Source organism: Mesorhizobium sp. M0028 (genome assembly GCF_040323855.1).
In the GTDB taxonomy this organism is placed as follows: Bacteria; Pseudomonadota; Alphaproteobacteria; order Rhizobiales; family Rhizobiaceae; genus Mesorhizobium.
The window spans coordinates 41,121-60,530 of the sequence record NZ_JAMYVG010000027.1 but is presented as its reverse complement, the minus strand read 5'-3'; the positions used below and the strand labels follow the sequence as shown (position 1 = coordinate 60,530).

Sequence of the window (19,410 nt, the reverse complement as noted above, 5' to 3'; positions counted from 1 at the left end):
ATGGCCGCAGTCCGCACTTCTTCCGAAATCACCTTCAACCGGGTCGCCATCGTCGCCGTCCTGCTGGTGACGATCATCTTCCTGGCGCCGATCTACTGGATAGCCTCGACGGCGTTCAAGCCGCGCAACCTCGCCACCACCATTCCGCCGACGGTGGTGTTCCAGCCGGAGATATCGCCCTTCGTCAAGTTGTTCACCAAGCGTTCGCAGCTGCGCAGCCCGCCATCACCGGAGGAGTACGCGGCTGCGCCGTGGTGGGAGCGCGTCGTCTTCAATGGCGGCGAAAAGATCGTGCGCGACGGCAAGGGCCAGGTGCAGTGGTCGGGCTATCCGAGCCGTTTCATGAACTCGCTGATCGTTGCCATAACCTCGACCGTCCTGGCCGTCGGCATGGGCACCTTCACCGCCTATGGGTTCTCGCGCTTCAAGGTGAAAGGCGAGGCGGACCTGCTGTTCTTCATCCTGTCGACGCGCATGCTGCCGCCGGTGGTCGTCGCCATTCCGATGTTCCTGATGTACCGGGCGGTCGGCCTCAACGATTCCCATATCGGCCTGATCATCCTTTACACCGCCTTCAACCTGTCCTTCTCGGTGTGGCTGATGAAAGGCTTCATGGACGAGATCCCCAAGGAGTATGAGGAGGCGGCCCTCGTCGACGGCTATACGCGCATGGAGGCCTTCTTCAAGATCGTGCTGCCCGAGGCCGCCACCGGCATCGCCGCCACCGCCGTGTTCTGCTTTATCACGGCGTGGAACGAATATGCCTTCGCACTGATCATGACCAGCCGCCGTGCCCAGACGGCGCCGCCTTTCATTCCCAGCCAGGTCGGCGCCGGCCTGCCGGACTGGACGGTGATTGCCGCCGGAACCTTCCTGTTCCTGCTGCCGGTTGCGATCTTCACCTTCCTGCTCCGCAACCACCTCTTGCGCGGCATGTCCTTCGGAGCGATCCGCAAATGAGTTTTCGCGACATCAATCAGAAATATCTTGAACCGGGCAGCCAGGTGCTGATGGTGCTCGGCATCATCGCGCTCTGCCAGCCATGGCACATGCTGCTGCACAGCTACGGCGTGACCATCATCCTGATCGGCCTGATCGGCTTCAACATCACCTCCAAGATCGCGCCGGAGGAGAAGGCCGGCACCGGGCAAGGGGCAAACCCGGGGGCACAGCATTGACCCAGATCGAGCTTCGCGGCGTCCAGAAATATTTCGGCGCCGTCCAGGTCATCAAGGACCTCAACCTGAAGATCGACGATAACGAGTTCATCGTGCTGCTCGGCCAGTCGGGCTGCGGCAAGACGACGACGCTCAGGGCCGTTGCCGGACTGGAGACGATCGACGGCGGCGACATCCTCATCGACGGCAAGCCGGTCCAGCACCTCAAGGCCGCCGACCGCGACATCGCCATGGTCTTCCAATCGTTCTCGCTCTATCCGCATATGAGCGTCTACGAGAACATCGCCTTTCCACTGAGGGCGACGCGCAAGAGCAAGGCCGAGATCGACAGCGAGGTGCGCTCGGTCGCCAAGACGCTGCAGATCAGCGATCTCCTCGCCAAGAAACCGTCGGCCCTGTCCGGCGGCGACATGCAGCGCGTCGCGATCGGCCGAGCCTTGGTGCGGCGGCCGAAGGCGATGCTGATGGACGAGCCGATCGGCGCGCTCGATGCCAAGCTGCGCGAGGAGATGCGGGCCGAGATCAAGCGGCTGCACATCAAGCAGGGCTCGACCAGCATCTACGTCACTCACGACCAGATCGAGGCGATGAGCCTCGCCGACCGCATCGTCATCATGCATGAGGGCGTACTGCAGCAGGTCGGCTCGCCGGACGAGGTCTATTCGCATCCGGCGAATCTTTTCGTCGCGCAGTTTGTCGGCAGCCCGGTGATGAACGTCGCCGACGCTTCGGTGACCGAGAAAGCCTCGTCGGCCTCGGTCACGGTCGGCGATGCGGCCGCCGGCTTCGAATTCCCGCGCACCTTGCTGTCGAAGCTCAACGGCCATGCCGGCGGCCAGCTCGCGCTCGGCATCCGGCCGGAAGGCGTTCTCGTTCGCCGCGAAGCCGCCGAGGGGTTCTTGCCGGTGGAGACGCAGATCGTTGAGCCGCTCGGCTCCTTCGATATCGTCGACCTCAAGGTCGGCTCCAAGATGCTGCGTGCACGCACCAAGAGCGGCTTCATCGGCGGCCCCGGCGAAAGGGTCTTCGTTAGAATCGATCCCAGCCAGGCGCATTTCTTCGACACGGCGAGCGGCAAATCGCTGGGAGTGAGACTCTGATGGCCCACATCCAGCTCAAGAACATTTCGAAGAAATTCGGCAACCACACCGCTTTGACCGGGCTCGACCTCGACATCGCCGACGGCGAGTTCTTCGTCCTGCTCGGCGAGACCGGCGCCGGCAAGACGACGACGCTGCGCATGATTGCCGGCCTGGAAAAACCGAGCGAAGGCCAGGTCTTTATCGACGGCGTCGATGTCGCCGATTGGGGCGCGGCCGAGCGCGACGTGGCGCTGGTGCTGCAGCAATATTCGCTCTATCCGCGTTATACGGTGCGCGAAAACCTCGAATTTCCGCTGAAGCCGAAGATCCGCCGGTTGCCCGATGCCGAGATCAAGGATCGTGTCGACCGCGCTGCCAGGACACTGCGGATCGAGCATCTGCTCGACCGCAAGACCGACCGGCTTTCAGGCGGCGAGATGCAGCGCGTCTCGATCGGCCGCGCCATCGTGCGCAAGCCGCGGGTATTCCTGATGGACGAGCCGTTGTCGGCGCTCGACGCCAAATTGCGCGAGGCGCTGCGCACCGAATTGAAGAACCTGCAGATGCAGCTCGGCGCCACCTTCCTGTTCGTGACGCACGATCAGATCGAGGCGATGTCGATGGGTGACAAGGTCGGCGTGCTCAACCATGGCCGCATCGTCCAGACCGGCACGCCGTACGAGATCTACAATAATCCGCGCGACACCTACGTGGCGAGCTTCGTCGGCTCGCCGCCGATGAATCTCATCGACGGCAAGCTTGTTAACGGGCGTGCGGTGATGGCACCGCTGAATTTCGAATTGCCGTTTGCGGGGGGTGCCAAGACTTCGGGGGGTGCCAAGACGGGCGCGGCGACCGACGGTCGCCCGCTCGTCTTCGGTATTCGTCCCGAGGACGTCTATCTCGAGACCGGCGCGCCGGTCGAGGCGCGGGTCCATGACGTCGAGAACCATGGCGTCGAGAAGATCCTGACGCTGCGGGTCGGCGACGCCATGCTGCGCGCCACTGTGCCGGCCAGGACCGACGTGCAGATAGAGCAGCCGGTGCGCTTTGCCTGGAACCCGGACAAGGTGGTGCTGTTCGATAAGGGCAGCGGAATAAGCCTGCGTCACGCCGGCTAAGTACAAGCCTCTTTACTGCAGCTAGAGCGGGATGCGTTCAAATTGACCGTGCATCCCGCTCTAGCTATCTATTTTAGTCGCATTTGTGCGACGCCGTGTGATTCCACTTGGCTGCGAAATGCTCGAGTCTTCCCGTCATCCCCCGTACGGGGGATGCGGATGCTCCGATTTGTCGAATAGGCTGATCCTTTGGTCCCAAACGGGCTTTGCACGCCCAATTTGGAGACCCAAAACGGAGGGTTGGCTATGGGAAATCTGTTACGCAGCTTTGCGACGATCCTGCTTGTCGCGGGTATGGGATTGTCGGCGGTGCATCTGAGCGAGGCGCAGGCAGCCAAGAAAGTTGTCGCCGGTGCGAAGGTCGACGCCAAGAAGATCAAGGATCTCAACGGCACGGTCAATCTGTCCACCAGTGACTGCAAGCTGTTGTTGAGCGGCACCGTTGTCGAAGTCTCGGATGGCAGGTGCGGGGCTTCCGGCAAATATTGCAAGAGCAGCGCCGGCTCGGCCTGCATCACCGAGCAATAACCCGGCCAACGTTTAGCCGGCCTGGCGGATCTCCGCCTGTTCCTCGGCCCGGAAATGGCTGGGCGGCGATCCGATTACCCGCTTGAAGGCGCGGCTGAAGGAGGCGTCGGATTCGTAGCCGAGGCGCGCCGCGACGACGGAAATCTTGAGCCGGTCGCGGACCAGCCATTGCCGCGCCTGGTGCATCCGTACCTGCGTGACGTACTTTGCCGGTGTTTCGCCGACAATGGTTGCGAAGCGCTCGGCGAAACCTGATCGCGAGGCGCCCATCATCTTCGCCAGAGCGTCCACCGTCCAGTCGCGGCTCGGTTCCAGATGGATCGCGGCCAGCACCCGGCCGATCTCGCGGTCCCTCACCGCCGCGATCCATCCGGAAGAGTCGCCGCAGCCGCGCTCGACCCATGAGCGGATGACGGTCGCGGCGAGCACATCGGCCAGCCGCGCCAGGATGCCGCCGGAGCCGACGCGCTCCATCGTCACCTCGCGGGCCATCGCCTCCAGCAAATGCGGGATACCTGGCTCATAGGCTTCCAACTCATGCGCGCGCATCACGTCCGGCATCATGCCGAGCAAGGGGTGCAAGCCATCGAGATTGAAATACATGCTGCCGAAAAACAGCAAGGTGCCCGGACGGCAGCCGGGCACGCCGTCGTTCGACATGCAATAGACACCCTTGCAGATCTCCTCGACCTCATAGCCGTGGATCGGCGCCGCCTCGATACCCGGCTCGCTCGCCAGCGTGTGGGCTGAACCGCCCGGCAACAACACCGCGTCGCCCGCCTTGAGCTCGACCCATTCGCCGGACGGCTGCAGCAACCAGCAGCCTTTGCGACCGATGAAATGAAACCGTGCCGCCGCCTGAGCCGGAAAATGGATGCCCCAGGGTTCCTTCATCTCGCAACGGCCGTAATCGACGCCTTCGAGGCGCAATCCGCGCAATATGTCTGTCAGCGGATCACCGGTGACAGGGATTTTGGACGAACGGTCAAGCATAATGGTGTTTCTAGCATGGAAACTCCGGACAGTCACTCCCTATGTTGCACTGCAGCCAGATGCTGCGCTGCAACCAGATCGGAGATCCCTCATGACCGAACCCGCGACAGGCGTCATGGACGCCGTTCTCGACCTGACGGAAACCGGCGAACGATCCGAGCCCGCATGGGGGGCGGTGGTCTCCTTGGCGCTCGGAGTCTTCGGCCTGGTGACCGCGGAATTTCTGCCTGCCAGCCTGCTGACGCCGCTTGCGCAGGATCTCGGCATCACCGAAGGCGCCGCCGGGCAGGCGGTAACGGCCACCGCCGTCATTGGCGCGATTGCGGCGCCGACCATGGCCATTGTCACCAAGCGGCTGGACCGCAGGCTGGTCATGTGGGCGCTGACGGTGCTGCTTGTGCTGTCAAATCTGGTAGCCGCGTTTGCGTCGTCGCTTCCCGTTCTTCTGATCGCCCGCATCATGCTTGGCATTAGTCTCGGTGGCTTCTGGTCGATGTCAGCAGCCATGGCGATGCGGCTCGTTCCGATGCGGCTGATGCCGCGCGCCATGTCGATCATCCTCACCGGCGTTTCGGTGGCGACGGTCTGTGCGGCTCCGGTCGGCGCCTATGTCGGCGACATCTGGGGATGGCGGACGGCCTTCATGATCGCCGCCGTGGTCGGCGCGCTAGCGCTGCTCGTGCAGGTGGCTACCATTCCGAAGCTGCCGCCGGCAGGTACGGCAGGTTTTCGCACGCTGCTGGAGGTGATGAAGCGGCCGATGATCAGGGTGGCACTGCTGGTGGTGCTGCTGGTCGCCTCGGGACACTTTGCCGGCTTCACCTATGTCCGCCCGTTTCTCGAGAAGGTGCCCGCGCTGGACATCGAGACGATCTCGCTTGTGCTGCTCGCCTACGGCATTGGTGGCTTCTTCGGCAATTTTGCCGGCGGCTTCATGGCGGAACGCAGCCTCAAGGCAGCCGTCAGCCTGGCGCCTCTGCTGATCGCGTTTTCGGCGCTCCTGCTGCTGGTGGTCGGAGGCTCACCCGTCGTGGCTGCAATAGCGGTGGCCAGCTGGGGCTTTGCCTTCGGCGCCGTCCCAGTCGGGCTGCAGACCTGGCTGGTGCGAGCCGCCCCCGATCAGGCGGAAAGCGCCGGCGGGCTGATGGTCATGACGTTCCAGGTCGCCATCGCGTTGGGCGCCGTCTTCGGCGGCCTGCTGGTCGACAATACCGGCGTTGCCAGCGCCTTCGCCTATTGCGCGGCGGCGACGTTGCTTGCGGCATTGGCGGCGTTCTTCCTTGGCCCCAAGCCGATCGACGACCCCAATTCCTAAACGGAACGGCCGTCGAAGTCGAAGACCGGCACCGCGGCGACGTCCAACGCCTCGATGCAATGGATATTGATATAGGCACTTCGCCCGCTCCCTTCGCCGACATCCTCGGCGAAGGGGTGGATGCCGCAGCTGCGGCAGAAGCGGTGGGCGATGACATGGTTGCCGAAGCTGTAGCGGCCGAGATTATCGCCCCAGGCAAGCACCCGCATGCTCTCATGCGGCACTGCCCATAGCAGTGCACCCTTGCGCGAGCAGATCGAGCAATTGCACCGTACGGCTCCGGTCAGCTCGCCTTCGACCTCGAACGCGACCTTGCCGCAGTGGCAGCTGCCTTTGTAGAGCATCGGGCCTTCCTCCTTCGGTTCGACAGGTGCAAACCCGACCGTGCCGGGTTATGTCTCCTGCGGCCAGTTTGTGGCTGCTACACTAAGACGTTGCAAGCGTGCGGAGTCCGACACCGAAAATGCAATCAGCCCGTGATCGCCTCGAAAAAATTGTTTCGCTTCTTGCTGCTCGCGTGGGCGATGAGAGCGTTTTCGTAAAGCTCTATCCTGAAGCAGCACGGGCGGCGGCCGACGCCGCCGATGCGCGGCGAAAAGCCGGCGTCACGCTCGGGCCGCTCGATGGGGCTATCGTCTCGATCAAGGATCTGTTCGATGTCGCTGGCGAGCCGACCACGGCGGGCTCTCTGCTGCTCGCCACCGCAGCGCCGGCGCTGCGGGACGCCATTGTCGTGCGACGGCTGCGCCAGGCCGGTGCGGTCATCCTCGGCAAGACCAACATGACCGAGTTCGCCTTTACCGCGATCGGCGTCAACCCACATTACGGCACGCCCGGCAATGCAAGTGATGCCAGCCGTATTCCGGGCGGCTCGTCCTCAGGCGCCGCGGTTTCGGTCGGCGAAGGCACCAGCGAAATCTCCATCGGTTCCGATACCGGCGGATCGGTGCGCATTCCGGCATCGTTGAATGGCGTCGTCGGTTTCAAGCCGACGGCGCGGCGCGTGCCGCTCGCGGGTGCGTTTCCGCTGTCGGCCACGCTGGACTCGATCGGTCCGCTGGCCCGCACCGTCGCCGAATGTGCGGCGGCCGACGCAGTGATGGCGGGCGAAAACCTGGCGGCACTGTTGCCGCTTCCGCTGGACGGCCTGCGCATCGGTATTCCGCGCGGCGTGCTGTTCGATGATACGGAGGAAGAGGTCGCGACGACGTTCGACCGGTGTCTTCGCAAGATGGAGCTTAGCGGCGCACGGCTTGTGGAGTTGTCGATCGACGACCTGCTTGTCGATCTGCGCGCGGCAACCAAACGCGCCTCGATCGCGGCAATGGAAGGGGCGGAGATCCATGCCGACTGGCTGGCGACGGGAGCGACGATGCCGGTCGACCCGCGGGTAAGCGGGCCATTGTCGCGCGCCGCCGCCATTCCGGCCACGGTCTATATCAGAGCAATGCGCCGTCGCGCAGCACTTGCCGCCGCGATGGATGACCGGCTGGCGTCGGTCGACGTGCTGGCCCTGCCGACCACGCCGATGACCGCGCCGACGATCGTCTCGATGACCGGCGACGAGGCCCTGTGCGACAGGACGGAAGGCCTTCTGCTGCGCAACACGCAGGTCGCCAACCAGTTCGATCTTTCAGCCATCTCGCTGCCGATGCCCGGAATGATGCGTCCGGCCGGGCTGATGCTGGTGGCGCGCAATGGCCATGACCACTACCTGCTGCGGATCGCCGCTGCGGTCGAGGCACTGCTTGCAAATTGATCCGATAGCGCGTGTCAGCGCGACGAGCAGTGGCCGCGCTCGTTGTCCTTGGCGGTGCGCTCGATGCTGGTGGCAACCAGCCAAGGCAGGGTGTATCGCTTGCCGTTGAAGGTCCGGGTGCGGTTCTCGATCGAGCCGACAACAACGACCTTGCCGGCATAGAGCTTGTCCGAAAGATCGAGGCCCTTGTCTTGCTGCGGCAGGCGATCGATGTCGATCGAAACGCCTTTGACGAACTTGCCGGTGTCGAGGTCGAGCGCGCTGTTCGATGGACAGGGTGCCATCACGCAGCGCAAGCCGTTGTCGCAGAACACGTAGCTGCCCTGTCCGTTGGCCAAGGCATGCGCCGCCGCCATGCAGACACTGGCGGTCAGCAGGAATTTTGTGGTGTTTCCCATACCGGCAACGTCGCTGGCGAATTCGGGAAAATTGAGGCGTAGCCTGCGCTTTAGAAATCGGCAGGGAACCGCCGCCGGTAGTGCTCGACCACTTCGGGATTGCGCAGATTAACCGGCAATCTGTTGGCCAGCACCAGCAAGGCTTCGCCAGCCGCGCCGACGCCCATGCGCATCATCGACTGTTCGGTGATCCCGGCCATGTGCGGGGTGACGATGACGTTGTCGAAGCCGAAGTAGGGATGGTTGGGCGGCAGCGGTTGTGTCGCAAAAACGTCGAGCGCGGCGCCGCCGATGCGGCCCTTCTGCAGGGCCTCGATCAGCGCGTCGTCGTCGATCACCGGCCCGCGCGAAACATTGATCAGCAGCGCATCCGGCTTCATCCGGTCGATACGTTCCCGGCTGATCAGCCCCCGCGTTTCGGGCGTCAGCGGGCAGCACAGAACGATGATGTCGCTCTGCTCGATGAGCGCATCGATCGACAAGAAGCCGACGCTGTCCGGCGCCGGCTGCATGCTGCGCGTCGTTGCCACCACATTCAGATCGAAACCATGGGCGGCGATGTGGCCGACCGCCTGGCCGATTGCGCCGAGGCCGACAATGCCGATCGTCTTGCCGGCAAGCTCATTAGCCACGACGGTGTGTTCGCGGCCGGCCAGCCAGCCCTTCGCCCGCAAGTCGCGGTCCAACACACGAAAGCGCCGAAGCAGCGCCAGTGCCGCGAACATCACATATTCGGCGACCGAGCGCGCGTTCACTCCCGGAACGTTCGCCACCAGCACGCCCGCCGCGTTGGCCGCTTCCATCGGTACCATGTCGAGCCCGGCGCCGTGGCGGATCGCGGCCCTGAGCTTGGTCGCGCCTTCGAAAAGCGCCGCAGGCAAAGGAGCGCGAACGATGATGACATCGGCGTCCCTTGCCTCGGCGGCCAGCGTGGCCGCGTCGAGAGCGGAAGCAACGACGAGTTCGCCGGCCCCTGTCAGCATGGAAGAGGCACGGGGGTGCAGTCTGTGTGTCGACAGGATCTTGGGCATTTCAGGCCTTTTCGAGCGCTGGGCTTTGCGGTTCCGCCTCACGCCCCTCGATCAGCCCCTTCCAGTAGCTTTCGGCGCCTTGCAGATGAGCGCTCATCAGCGCCTGGGCGAGGTTGCCGTCGCGGCGCAGCAGCGCCTCGTAGATCTGGATGTGCTCGGCATGCGAGCGCACGCTGCGTTCGGGATCGTTGAAATAGATCGGCAGGCGCATCTCGCCCATCATGTAGTAGACGCTGCAGACATTGTGGAAGACGCTGTTCTTGGTCGCCCGCACGATCTCGAGATGGAACTCGCGGTCTTCCCGGGCAAGGCCTTCACCGGCCGCGATGCGATCCTCAGAGGCCTTCAGGATCTCGCGCAGCCGCTCGAAATTCTCCTCGGTGGCGCGGGAACAGGCAAGTTCGGCGGCCTTGATCTCGTGGATCTTGCGCAACTCGACCGTCTCGTAGATCTGGACAGGATCGAGCGGCAGGCCGGCGCGGGCGAACAGCGCCATCGCCTCGACGCTCGCCTGCTTTGTATCGATGTAGATGCCGGACTTCGCCCGTCGTTCGACGATGCGCATGGCCTCGAGGATGGCCAGCGCCTCGCGGATCTGACCGCGGCTGACGCTGAAATGCTCTGCCAGTTCGCGCTCCGACGGCGTGCGGCCCGTCTCCTTGTCCGAATGGGAGAACAGGTAGGCGGCGAGTTCCGCGAGAAGGTTCTTTTCTTTCATGTCAGCCGTGTTGCGCGTGCGCCTCCAGGAACCGCTCCGAAATAGTGAATCCCAGCCCGGGTCTATCAGGGATCGCTACCATACCGTCCTTTGCTTCGACAGTCTCTTCGATCAGATCGTGGATCATCGGGTTGGCGCCGAGTGAATATTCGACGGTGAAGCTCGCCGGCGAAGCGGCGCAGACATGCAGCCCGGCAAAAAAGCAGGGCGCACCCGCCCAAAGATGCGGCGCAAAGCGCAGATTGAAGGCGCTGGCGATGGTTCCGATCTTCATCGCCTCGCTGATGCCGCCGCAAAAGGCCGGATCCGGCTGGAAGATATCGGCGGATTTGAGCACAGCGAGGTCGCGGAAGGCATAGCGGGTCGCCTCGCTTTCGCCGGTGGCGATCGGGATCGAGCCGCAGGCGCGCACCTCGGCCATGCCGGGCTTGTCGTCGGCGATCACCGGCTCCTCGAACCAGGCGAGATCGAGGTCGCCGGCGAGATGGATGAAGCGCTTGGCTTCGGCCACCGTATAGGTGCCGTGCGCGTCGACCATCAGGTCGATGTCGGGACCGAGCGCCTGTCTTGCAGCGCGGACGCGGGCGGCGGAGACGTGCGGGGCGCCGTCCATGGCGCCGACGCGCATCTTCAGCGCCTTGAAGCCGCCCTTGGCCACGTAGGATTGCAGCTGATCGCCGATGGCTTCCGCAGTGGCCCAGCCGCCGGAAGCATAGGCCGGCATGCGGTCCAGCTTGCGGCCGCCGAGCAGTCGCCAGACCGGAACGCCGAGTGATTTGCCGAGAATGTCCCACAATGCGATGTCGACGGCGCTGATAGCGGCGATGCTCATGCCGCGTCGCGCCAATTGCGGCATGGCGTGGCCGGCGCGGGCGGCGCTGTCGTGACGCGCGCCATTGTACAGCATCTCCCAGATGACGCCGATGTCGGCCGGGTCGAGGCCGACCAGCTGCGGCCCGACCTCATGGTTCAGCAAATGGACAAGGGCGCCGTAGCTGCCGGCGCTGCCGGCGGCGTTCTTGCCTTCGCCCCAGCCGACAAGCCCGTCGTCGGTTTCGATGCGCAGGATGGCGGCGTCGAACGTCGCCACCTGACCGAAGTCGCTGCGGTGCTGCTTCGCGGCTTCGATCGGTATGCGAACCCACCAGGCTTGGACCGTCTTGATGCGCATGTTCATCCTCGGCCCGGCCGCTGTGAGGCGGAAGGGCTTTTTCCAAACGGCTTGGCTACTTGATCAGCGGCAGCAGCGTTTCCGCATTGATGCGCATCTGGTCAGTGTAGAATTTTTCCGTGAGCACGCTGGAGCCGTGGTCCTGAATGAATTTCAGCTGCTCTGGCGAGATGTCGACCGGATTGCGTTCGACCATGTCGGGATAGGGGGCTGCCGGCGTGCGGTCGACTGGGGCGACGAATTCATTGGTCAGCGCGCCGTCATAGCCGATCTCCTTCAGCGTGCCGACAATCTTCGGCCAGTCGATCTGCCCGAGGCCGGCAGCGAAGCGGTTGTTGTCGGCGACATGGAAGTCGTACAGGCGCTTGCCGACCTGCCGGATGGCGTCATAGACGTTAAATTCTTCCATGTGGATGTGGTAGGCGTCGAGGCAGACGCCGCATTCGGGGCTGACCGCATCGGCAAGGGCCAGTGCCTGGGCGCCGCGGTTGAACAGGTAGGTTTCGAAGCGGTTGAGCGGCTCGACCGCGATCTTGACGCCGACCTTCTTGGCGTGGGTGAAGCATTCCCGGGTGGCGTCGACCACCCATTTCCATTCCTCTTCCTCGGTGCCGTCCGGCACGACCTTGCCGACGGTGGCGGGAACCAGCGTGATGATCTCGCCGTCGAGCTCGCTGACCATGGTCAGCACGTCCTTGACATATTGCACCGAGCGCTCGCGCTGGCCCTGGTCCTTGGCGGCGAGATTGCGCTCGCCCAGCATCAGCGTCACCGCTCCCCAGCAACGGATGCCGTACTCGTTCAGCAGCGCGCGTGTTTCCTTGGTCTTGTACTGTTCGGGTTCGCCGGAAATCTCGATCGACTCATAGCCGAATTTCTTGATGCGCTTGAGCGTCGTTTCCAGCGGCTCCGCCCGCATCCAATTGTGCGTCGAAAGATGCATGGTCTATCCTTCCCAGAATCGCCTGTACCAGTTCGCCTGCGACGCACTCTGCCGAAGTGCGCTGCATGATTCCTCCCCAAGGCCTCCCAGCATTTTTTTGGCAAACTGGTTCGACCAATTGGGCTTGATGGGAGGTCTACAGTAATTTCATCTGGACGGCAAGAAGTGCTACCATCAAGCGCCGTCTCTTGCTTACAGCATTGATTACGTTGAATTATGTTGGGCAGCTCGGCATGGTTGCAGGACTGCGGCCGCGCGTCAAATGGCTTGACCAGATTTCGGCATTTGGTAATACCAGAATAGCGGCGCCGAGCGCGCTGTGCAAAGAGACCAAAGAGGCTGGCCCTGTTTTCAATCGGCGCTATGCTTGGTCGCGAAACATAGGGAGATGCCGATGCCGACGACGATGAAGGGGCCTGGTCTGTTCCTGGCGCAGTTTGCGGGCGACGCCGCTCCGTTCAACTCGCTGGCCTCGATCACCAAATGGGCGGCCGGTCTGGGCTACAAGGGCGTGCAGATCCCGACATGGGACGCCCGGCTGTTCGATCTCGAGAAGGCAGCGTCGTCGAAGGCCTATTGCGACGAGGTGAAGGGCATCTGCGCCGATGCCGGCGTCGAGATCACTGAACTGTCGACGCATCTGCAGGGTCAGCTGGTGGCGGTGCATCCTGCCTACGACGCACAATTCGACGGCTTCGCTCCACCTGCGGTGCACAACAATCCAAAAACCAGGCAGCAATGGGCGGTCGAGCAGATGAAGTTCGGCGCCAAGGCGTCGAAGAATCTCGGGCTCAAGGCGTCGGTGTCGTTTTGCGGGGCGTTGGCCTTCCCTTACCTCTACCCGTGGCCGCAGCGGCCGGCGGGATTGATCGAGGAAGCATTTGCCGAACTCGGCAAGCGCTGGAAGCCGATCCTCGACGTCTATGACGAGAACGGCGTCGATGTCGGCTACGAAATCCATCCGGGCGAGGACGTGTTCGACGGCGCGACATTCGAGATGTTCCTCGATGCGGTCGGCGGCCACAAGCGCTGCAACATCAACTACGACCCGTCGCACTTCCTGCTGCAGCAGCTCGATTATCTCGAATTCATCGACATCTACCACGAGCGGATCAAGGCGTTCCACGTCAAGGATGCCGAGTTCAATCCGACCGGGCGGCAAGGCGTCTATTCGGGCTACCAGAGCTGGACCAACCGTGCCGGGCGGTTCCGCTCGCTCGGCGACGGACAGGTGGATTTCGGCGGCATCTTCTCCAAGCTTACCCAATACAACTATGATTCATGGGCGGTGCTGGAATGGGAATGCTGCCTGAAGCACCCGGAGGATGGTGCTGCCGAGGGCGCTCCCTTCATCCAGCATCATATCATCAGGGTTACGGAAAAGGCATTCGACGATTTCGCCGGCGGCACGACCGACAAAAAGGTGCTGCGCGGGATGATGGGGATCTAACACAGCTTTCCCTCCCCCTTGAGGGGAGGGTCGATCCGCGCAGCGGATCGGGGTGGGGTCGCTGGGTTGAGCTCGGCATTGACCGACCCTCCCGGCCCTTCGGGCCACCCTCCCTCAAGGGGGAGGGGTATCTCAGACAACGAGGGAGAAAATCATGGTCGGCGCATCGAAGGCGGAAACCGGGGGCGGTCCGATCCGCTACGGCATGGTTGGCGGCGGACAAGGCGCCTTTATCGGCGCGGTGCACCGCATCGCGGCGCGCATGGACAACGAGTTCGTGCTGGTCGCCGGCGCGCTGTCATCGAATCCGGAGCGCGCCAAGGCCTCGGCGGCCGAGCTTGGGCTCGATCCGGCACGCAGCTACGGCTCCTATGCCGAGATGGCCAAGGCGGAGGCCAAGCGGCCGGACGGCATCGAGGTGGTCGCCATCGTCACGCCGAACAATGTGCACGTGCCGGCTGCCAAGGCTTTTCTCGAGGCCGGCATCCACGTCATCTGCGACAAGCCGCTGGCGACGACGCTGGCCGAGGCAAAGAAGCTGGCGGCGCTGGTCGAAAAGACCGGCAAAGTGTTCGTGCTGACGCATAACTACACCGCCTATCCGATGGTGCGGCAGGCACGCGAGATGGTGGCCAAGGGGCAGCTCGGCGATATCCGCATCGTGCAGTCGGAATATCCGCAGGACTGGCTGACCGAGGACCTGGCCGCCACCGGCCAGAAGCAGGCTGCGTGGCGCTCAGACCCCAAGCAGGCGGGTGCGGGCGGTGCGCTGGGTGATATCGGCACCCATGCCTACAACCTTGCCCGTTTCGTCTCCGGGCTGGAGCTCGATTCGTTGTCGGCCGATCTCGATGCCTTCGTGCCGGGGAGGCTGCTCGACGACAACATCAATGTGCTGCTGCGCTTCAAGCCGGTCGGCGGGTCGCACCCGGCCAAGGGCATGGTCTGGGCCAGCCAGGTGGCGCCCGGCCACGAGAACGGGCTGAAATTGCGTATCTACGGCTCGAAGGGCGGGCTCGAATGGGTGCAGGCCGACCCGAACTATCTCTGGTACACGCCGTTCGGCGAGCCGAAGCAGTTGATTACCCGAAATGGCGCCGGCGCGCTCCCCGTCGCGGGGCGCGTCAGCCGCGTCCCGCCAGGGCATCCGGAAGGCTATCTCGAAGGTTTCGCCAACATCTACCAGGAAGCCGCGCGGGCTATTCGTGCGGCGCGCCGGACGGGCGGCAAGCCGGCTAAGGATGTCGTCTTCCCAACCGTGCAAGACGGCGTCGAAGGCATGGCCTTCATCGAAGCCTGCGTGAAGTCGTCTAAGAAGAATGGGGCGTGGACGAAGCTTTGAAGGGGTGGTGATATTCAGGTGAGGCCGGCCTGCAAATGGCAGTTTTCCTGCGCTTCCGGTGCTCACGTACCAAAAGTACGCTCCGCTCCGGTTCTCGGAACCTACCATTTTCGGCTCGGCCTGACCTGAATCTACCACTCCTCGGGGGCGATCGAGCGAATGAAGGGAGGGGCGTCGATGAAGATCGGCATGTGCATGCTGTTGTGGACGACGGCCGTGTCGAAAAAACACGAGCCGCTGTTGAGAGACATCAAGACGACCGGCTTCGACGGCGTCGAAATACCGGTCTTCTCCGGCGCGCCGGACGGCTACAAGAAGCTCGGTGATCTGCTCGACCGAATCGGGCTGCAACGCACCGCCGTCTCGGCCATGGGCGATCCGGCGATGAACCTGATCTCGCCGGATGCCTCGACGCGCAAGGCCGGTATCGACTACATGAAATGGGCGATCGACTGCGCGCAGGCGCTTGGCGCAGACACGTTGAGCGGCCCGTTGCATTCGACGCTCGGGGCCTTCTCGGGCAGCGGGCCGACGGCGGCCGAGAAAAAACGTTCGATCGCTTCGCAACGCGCTATTGGCGACCATGCCGGCAACAAGAGCGTCACCATCGGGCTGGAGGCGCTCAACCGCTTCGAATGCTATCTGCTCAACACGATGGACGATTTGTCGGAGCATATCGACGCGATCGACCGGCCGCACATCAAGGCGATGTACGACACCTTCCATGCCAACATCGAAGAGGCCGACCCGATCGGCGCCTATACACGCAACCGCAAGAACGTCGTCCATATCCACATTTCGGAGAACGACCGCGGCGTGCCGGGCCGCGGTCACATCCCCTGGAAGGAGACTTTCTCCGCCATCCGCGAGAGCGACTATGACGATTGGCTGACGATCGAGGCGTTCGGCCGCTCGCTGAAGGATCTGGCCGCGGCCACCAAGGTGTGGCGCGACTTTTCCGAAGGCCCGGAAGCTGTTTACCGCGACGGCTACAGGCACATCAGGAGCGGCTGGAAGAAGGCGGCCTAACTGCCGCCGGCGCAACGCGGCCGTCACCCCTGGCCGGCCTGGATCCTGTTGTAGTCGTGGATCGTCCTGCTCAAGCGGCGGCGCAGGAAATTGGAAATGTTGTCGAAGATGAAAACGACGAGCAGGACCAAGAGCACCATGTAGAAGACATTGGCCCAGTTGGAGTTGGTGCGCATCGCTTCCCAAAGCTTCAGGCCGATACCGCCGGCACCGACAGCGCCGATGATCGTTGCGCCCCTGGTGTTGGATTCCCACTGGTAGAGCGTCTGGCTGATGAAGACCGGAATCACTTCCGGCAGCACGCCATAGCGCTGCACCAGCAAGCCGTTGGCGCCGGTCGACTGGATGCCCTCGCGCGGCTTGTCGTCGATGTTCTCAAGGCCTTCCGAATAGACTTTGCCGAGCGTGCCGATCTCGGTGAAGAAGATCGCGGCGCTGCCGGCCAGCGGGCCGGGGCCGAAGGCGCGGGTGAAGAACAGCGCCCAGATCAGCATGTCGACCGAACGCATGAAATCGAAGAAGCGCTTGAGCACCTGACTGATCACGCCGCTCGGGGTGATGTTGCGGGCGGCAAAGAAGGCGAGCGGGAAGGCGACGATGCCGCCGAGCAAGGTGCCGAGAAATGCCATGACGATGGTCTGGAACAGCTTCGTCCAGACATCGCCATGCTGCCATTGGGCGTTGTTCCAGATGTTGTCGCCGGCCAGTGCCAGATTGGATGTGCCGGGCTTGAGCTGGGGTCCGGACATCAGCAACGAGACCACCTCGCCGGGCGACTTGCCGAAGAAGGGCGAGCGTGTGTCGAAGACGAAATTCGCCCAGCCGAGGAAGCGCTTGCGGACCTTGACGCGATCGACGGTTATGCGGACCTCGCCGGCAAAGCCCATCCTGGCGACGATTTCGTCGTCGTGTGCGGTGATCCAGTCCGGCACCAGGCCGGATATCACCGGCTTGCCGCTGGCCAAGGACACCGGCACCGTCTGGCCATTGGCGACCAGCATCGCCTCGGTCTTGTCGAAGGTAACCGATTTGGCCCGGCCGTCGATCAGAATGGTGTAGGAGCCGTTCGCACTGGTGATGACCCAGTCGGGATGAGGATCTTCGCCGAGCGCGGAAAAACGCGGGTATTTGGGCGTGATCTGAGGCTGATCGAGACGGAATTCCGGCTGCAGATCGTAGCTGATCCATTGCGTCAGAAAGAGCGGCAGGCGTTCCCAGTGCGATTCCCTCAGCACTTGCGGCAGGTTGAAGAACCACAAGGCGTAGAGGAGGTAGAGCAGGATGCCGGTGAACAGGACCAGCGGGCCGAAGCGTTTGTACAGGGGCCGCCGGAACACTTGGGGAAAGCGCTCTTCGATCGACTGCATCTCATCGGCGGTCATTGCGGCCATGCTCAGGCGCCCATCATGAATGCCTGCTCACCGACGAGCTTGCGCCTTAGCCAGGCAGAGAACTGGTCGACGAGGAAGATCGTCGTGAACAGCAGCAGCACCAGTGCCAGCGTTTTGGCGCCGAAGCCGCGCGAGATGGAGAGCTTCAGTTCCTCGCCGATGCCACCACCCCCGACCGCGCCGATGATGGTCGAGATGCGGACATTGATCTCGATCCTGAGCAGCGTGTAGGACGTGAAATTGGGCAGCACTTGCGGCAGGCCGGCAAAGCGCACGCGCTCGAACCAGTTGGCGCCGACCGCGCGCAGGCCTTCTTCGGCGCGCATGTCGATGTTTTCGTTGATCTCGTAGAAGAGCTTGCCGAGGGCGCCGATGGAATGCAGGCCGATGGCGATGATGGCCGCGACCGGGCCGGTCGAGAGGATGGCTGCGAAAAGGCCGGCAATGACGATCTCCGGGAAGGCGCGAAGCAGTTCCATGAAGCGCTTGACGACGAGCCTGAGCACCGGACTGGGCGTCAAGTTGCGCGCGGCGATGAAGGAAAAGGGCACCGCAAAGACGAAGCCGATGAAAGTGGAAACCAGCGCCACGTTGAGCGTGGTGAGCATCAGCTCGAAATATTCGGGTAGATAAAAGCCGCCCCAGAGATAGATGCGGCCAAGCGGGAAGTTGAACTCCTGGCTGCCTTTGTCGTGCGGCGATGCGATGTCGAACAGCGCGCGCCAGACGTCATTCCAGTCCTTGGGAACAAGCCAGCTAAGGAAATCCAGTATGTGCGGCAGCCGATCGAAGAAATGTCCGGCATTGGCCTCGTCGGCGAACCACATGGCTGTGCACATGGCGACAAGCAGCAAGCCGATGCCGAGCGCGGTGTAGAACCGGCGCAAGGACGTCTGGCGTCGCCAGGTGTCGGCCGTCCGCCGGGTCGCGTCTGAACGGATCGTGGCTGAGATGGTCATGATCGGCATGCAAAAAGGGCGGCGCTGGTAAGGCCGCCCTTTTCAATTGCATTCACCCGCCGATCGCCGCTTTGCGGGCTTCGACGATGACGCTGTAGAAGTCCGGCTTCACTGGAACGTAGCCGGTGAAATCGCCGCCTTCGATGGCTTCGAAGCAAGGCTTGTCCTTGGCCGGCAAGCTGGTGAAGAAGTTGGCGAGCTTGGCGCTCATATCGCCGCCGAGCGCGGTGCGCACGACCAGCGGGCCATTCGGGATCAGGCCGGAGCGCCAGACTTCGACGAAGTCGTTGGGGTCGACGGCGCCCTTGGCGACTTCCTTGTGGAAGGTGCCGGACGTGTAACCGTTCTTGAAGTCGCCGATGCCCGAGGAGTCGTCAACCGCCACGTCGACCTTGCCGTCGCGGACGGCGAGAAGGTTGTTCTCGTGGCCGCCATTGAACTGGGTCGAGGCGAAGAAAGTTTCGTTCGAAGCGCCGGTGTCCTTCGGGATCTGGGTCAGCGGGATCAGATAGCCCGACGTCGAATCCGGGTCGGCATAACCGAGCTTCTTGCCCTTGGCCGATTTGATGTCGGTGATGCCGGACGACTTCAGCGCCAGGCCTATCGAATAATAACCGGTCGCACCGTCGGTCTGCTGGGTGGTGAGGATCGGGGTCACCGCGTTCGGATCCTTGAGGTAGACGCTGGCATAGCCCGACGCACCAAGCTCGGCGAAATCGAGCGTGCCGCCGAGCAGGCCCTGGATGACGCCGTCGTAGTCGGCGGCCGGGAACAGCGAGACCTTCTCGAAGCCGAATTCGGACGTCAGGTGATCGGCGAGGCACTGAAAATTGCGCAGCCGGTCCGCTTCATTTTCACCGCCAAGGATACCGATGCGGAATTCCTTGATATCCTGGGCGTGAGCGGCACTGGCCGCGATGGCGAGCAATGAAACCGCGCCAAAAACCATCTTCCTGAACATTGGGTCTCTCTCCTTTGATCCGGCCTCGCGCCGGTTGCGAT

The 19,410-nt window shown here is 63.2% G+C and carries 20 protein-coding genes; 10 read left to right on the top strand and 10 right to left on the bottom strand.

What is annotated here, in order from left to right; all coding sequences use genetic code 11:
- From NKJ93_RS30300 to NKJ93_RS30280, 5 genes are all read left to right on the top strand, one after another.
- Entirely contained in the window at positions 1-960 is a 960-nt protein-coding gene (locus tag NKJ93_RS30300) for a carbohydrate ABC transporter permease (protein WP_352484970.1), read from the top strand.
- On the top strand, positions 957-1,178 hold the full coding sequence (locus NKJ93_RS30295; protein WP_023722317.1) for a hypothetical protein: 222 nt from the start codon (positions 957-959) through the stop codon (positions 1,176-1,178). Before NKJ93_RS30300 ends, NKJ93_RS30295 begins: the two co-directional genes overlap by 4 nt.
- The gene (locus NKJ93_RS30290) at positions 1,175-2,278 is read left to right on the top strand and encodes an ABC transporter ATP-binding protein (RefSeq protein WP_352484972.1); all 1,104 of its coding nucleotides are present in this window, start codon (positions 1,175-1,177) and stop codon (positions 2,276-2,278) included. The genes NKJ93_RS30295 and NKJ93_RS30290 overlap by 4 nt, the downstream gene beginning before the upstream one ends.
- Entirely contained in the window at positions 2,278-3,381 is a 1,104-nt protein-coding gene (locus NKJ93_RS30285) for an ABC transporter ATP-binding protein (protein WP_023722319.1), read from the top strand. The genes NKJ93_RS30290 and NKJ93_RS30285 overlap by 1 nt, the downstream gene beginning before the upstream one ends.
- 246 nt (positions 3,382-3,627) lie before the next feature.
- Positions 3,628-3,909: a hypothetical protein gene (locus tag NKJ93_RS30280; protein ID WP_352483638.1), complete on the top strand. Its 282-nt coding sequence runs from the start codon at positions 3,628-3,630 to the stop codon at positions 3,907-3,909.
- 12 nt (positions 3,910-3,921) lie between these two features.
- Here NKJ93_RS30280 and NKJ93_RS30275 read toward each other — a convergent pair whose 3' ends face one another.
- Positions 3,922-4,902, bottom strand: coding sequence for an AraC family transcriptional regulator (locus NKJ93_RS30275; protein ID WP_352592817.1), 981 nt, complete (start codon positions 4,900-4,902; stop codon positions 3,922-3,924).
- Between the two features lie 91 nt (positions 4,903-4,993).
- Between NKJ93_RS30275 and NKJ93_RS30270 the strand changes: the two genes are divergently transcribed.
- The gene (locus NKJ93_RS30270; RefSeq protein WP_352515841.1) at positions 4,994-6,217 is read left to right on the top strand and encodes an MFS transporter; all 1,224 of its coding nucleotides are present in this window, start codon (positions 4,994-4,996) and stop codon (positions 6,215-6,217) included.
- On the opposite strand, the gene NKJ93_RS30265 is transcribed toward NKJ93_RS30270, so the two are convergent.
- Complete coding sequence (locus NKJ93_RS30265; RefSeq protein WP_352592814.1) at positions 6,214-6,561, bottom strand: GFA family protein; 348 nt, start codon at positions 6,559-6,561, stop codon at positions 6,214-6,216. The two genes, NKJ93_RS30270 and NKJ93_RS30265, sit on opposite strands and share 4 nt — an antisense overlap.
- A gap of 119 nt (positions 6,562-6,680) precedes the next feature.
- Between NKJ93_RS30265 and NKJ93_RS30260 the strand changes: the two genes are divergently transcribed.
- A complete protein-coding gene (locus tag NKJ93_RS30260; protein ID WP_352592811.1) occupies positions 6,681-7,976 on the top strand; it encodes an amidase in 1,296 nt (431 codons plus the stop codon).
- Between the two features lie 14 nt (positions 7,977-7,990).
- Here the strand turns inward: NKJ93_RS30260 and NKJ93_RS30255 are convergent, their stop codons facing one another.
- Genes NKJ93_RS30255 through NKJ93_RS30235 form a run of 5 tightly spaced genes read right to left on the bottom strand, consistent with a single transcriptional unit; the run spans position 7,991 to position 12,237 of the window.
- Positions 7,991-8,374, bottom strand: a complete 384-nt coding sequence (locus tag NKJ93_RS30255) for a hypothetical protein (protein ID WP_023721986.1) — start codon at positions 8,372-8,374, stop codon at positions 7,991-7,993.
- 50 nt (positions 8,375-8,424) lie between these two features.
- Positions 8,425-9,405, bottom strand: coding sequence for a hydroxyacid dehydrogenase (locus NKJ93_RS30250; RefSeq protein WP_352483634.1), 981 nt, complete (start codon positions 9,403-9,405; stop codon positions 8,425-8,427).
- Position 9,406: 1 nt separating this feature from the next.
- A complete protein-coding gene (locus NKJ93_RS30245) occupies positions 9,407-10,123 on the bottom strand; it encodes a FadR/GntR family transcriptional regulator (RefSeq protein ID WP_352483633.1) in 717 nt (238 codons plus the stop codon).
- 1 nt (position 10,124) lies between these two features.
- Entirely contained in the window at positions 10,125-11,294 is a 1,170-nt protein-coding gene (locus NKJ93_RS30240; RefSeq protein ID WP_352592808.1) for a mandelate racemase/muconate lactonizing enzyme family protein, read from the bottom strand.
- 55 nt (positions 11,295-11,349) lie between these two features.
- Entirely contained in the window at positions 11,350-12,237 is an 888-nt protein-coding gene (locus tag NKJ93_RS30235; protein ID WP_023721982.1) for a sugar phosphate isomerase/epimerase family protein, read from the bottom strand.
- Between the two features lie 394 nt (positions 12,238-12,631).
- Here NKJ93_RS30235 and NKJ93_RS30230 point away from each other — a divergent pair, with 394 nt between their 5' ends.
- From NKJ93_RS30230 to NKJ93_RS30220, 3 genes are all read left to right on the top strand, one after another.
- Positions 12,632-13,687 carry a sugar phosphate isomerase/epimerase family protein gene (locus NKJ93_RS30230; RefSeq protein WP_352592805.1) on the top strand — a complete coding sequence of 352 codons (1,056 nt, stop codon included), beginning with the start codon at positions 12,632-12,634 and terminating at the stop codon, positions 13,685-13,687.
- A gap of 154 nt (positions 13,688-13,841) precedes the next feature.
- A complete protein-coding gene (locus NKJ93_RS30225; protein WP_023721980.1) occupies positions 13,842-15,029 on the top strand; it encodes a Gfo/Idh/MocA family protein in 1,188 nt (395 codons plus the stop codon).
- 177 nt (positions 15,030-15,206) lie between these two features.
- Positions 15,207-16,058 carry a sugar phosphate isomerase/epimerase family protein gene (locus tag NKJ93_RS30220; RefSeq protein WP_352483631.1) on the top strand — a complete coding sequence of 284 codons (852 nt, stop codon included), beginning with the start codon at positions 15,207-15,209 and terminating at the stop codon, positions 16,056-16,058.
- Positions 16,059-16,081: 23 nt separating this feature from the next.
- Here NKJ93_RS30220 and phnE (NKJ93_RS30215) read toward each other — a convergent pair whose 3' ends face one another.
- The 3 genes from phnE (NKJ93_RS30215) to phnD are packed head-to-tail and all read right to left on the bottom strand — an operon-like array spanning position 16,082 to position 19,369.
- Entirely contained in the window at positions 16,082-17,449 is a 1,368-nt protein-coding gene (phnE, locus tag NKJ93_RS30215; RefSeq protein WP_352592802.1) for a phosphonate ABC transporter, permease protein PhnE, read from the bottom strand.
- Between the two features lie 2 nt (positions 17,450-17,451).
- Complete coding sequence (gene phnE, locus NKJ93_RS30210) at positions 17,452-18,408, bottom strand: phosphonate ABC transporter, permease protein PhnE (RefSeq protein WP_352592799.1); 957 nt, start codon at positions 18,406-18,408, stop codon at positions 17,452-17,454.
- 52 nt (positions 18,409-18,460) lie between these two features.
- Positions 18,461-19,369 (bottom strand): phosphonate ABC transporter substrate-binding protein, encoded by a 909-nt coding sequence (gene phnD / locus NKJ93_RS30205; protein ID WP_023721976.1) that lies wholly within the window; start codon positions 19,367-19,369, stop codon positions 18,461-18,463.
- Between the last annotated feature and the right edge of the window lie 41 nt (positions 19,370-19,410).

Bases quoted from the DNA above. Each gene is read 5' to 3' on its own strand.
- NKJ93_RS30300 (WP_352484970.1), top strand. From the start codon at position 1: ATGGCCGCAGTCCGCACTTCTTCCGAAATCACCTTCAACCGGGTCGCC.
- NKJ93_RS30295 (WP_023722317.1), top strand. From the start codon at position 957: ATGAGTTTTCGCGACATCAATCAGAAATATCTTGAACCGGGCAGCCAG.
- NKJ93_RS30285 (WP_023722319.1), top strand. From the start codon at position 2,278: ATGGCCCACATCCAGCTCAAGAACATTTCGAAGAAATTCGGCAACCAC.
- NKJ93_RS30280 (WP_352483638.1), top strand. From the start codon at position 3,628: ATGGGAAATCTGTTACGCAGCTTTGCGACGATCCTGCTTGTCGCGGGT.
- NKJ93_RS30275 (WP_352592817.1), bottom strand. From the start codon at position 4,902: ATGCTTGACCGTTCGTCCAAAATCCCTGTCACCGGTGATCCGCTGACA.
- NKJ93_RS30270 (WP_352515841.1), top strand. From the start codon at position 4,994: ATGACCGAACCCGCGACAGGCGTCATGGACGCCGTTCTCGACCTGACG.
- NKJ93_RS30265 (WP_352592814.1), bottom strand. From the start codon at position 6,561: ATGCTCTACAAAGGCAGCTGCCACTGCGGCAAGGTCGCGTTCGAGGTC.
- NKJ93_RS30260 (WP_352592811.1), top strand. From the start codon at position 6,681: ATGCAATCAGCCCGTGATCGCCTCGAAAAAATTGTTTCGCTTCTTGCT.
- NKJ93_RS30255 (WP_023721986.1), bottom strand. From the start codon at position 8,374: ATGGGAAACACCACAAAATTCCTGCTGACCGCCAGTGTCTGCATGGCG.
- NKJ93_RS30250 (WP_352483634.1), bottom strand. From the start codon at position 9,405: ATGCCCAAGATCCTGTCGACACACAGACTGCACCCCCGTGCCTCTTCC.
- NKJ93_RS30245 (WP_352483633.1), bottom strand. From the start codon at position 10,123: ATGAAAGAAAAGAACCTTCTCGCGGAACTCGCCGCCTACCTGTTCTCC.
- NKJ93_RS30240 (WP_352592808.1), bottom strand. From the start codon at position 11,294: ATGCGCATCAAGACGGTCCAAGCCTGGTGGGTTCGCATACCGATCGAA.
- NKJ93_RS30235 (WP_023721982.1), bottom strand. From the start codon at position 12,237: ATGCATCTTTCGACGCACAATTGGATGCGGGCGGAGCCGCTGGAAACG.
- NKJ93_RS30230 (WP_352592805.1), top strand. From the start codon at position 12,632: ATGCCGACGACGATGAAGGGGCCTGGTCTGTTCCTGGCGCAGTTTGCG.
- NKJ93_RS30225 (WP_023721980.1), top strand. From the start codon at position 13,842: ATGGTCGGCGCATCGAAGGCGGAAACCGGGGGCGGTCCGATCCGCTAC.
- NKJ93_RS30220 (WP_352483631.1), top strand. From the start codon at position 15,207: ATGAAGATCGGCATGTGCATGCTGTTGTGGACGACGGCCGTGTCGAAA.
- phnE (WP_352592802.1), bottom strand. From the start codon at position 17,449: ATGGCCGCAATGACCGCCGATGAGATGCAGTCGATCGAAGAGCGCTTT.
- phnE (WP_352592799.1), bottom strand. From the start codon at position 18,408: ATGACCATCTCAGCCACGATCCGTTCAGACGCGACCCGGCGGACGGCC.
- phnD (WP_023721976.1), bottom strand. From the start codon at position 19,369: ATGTTCAGGAAGATGGTTTTTGGCGCGGTTTCATTGCTCGCCATCGCG.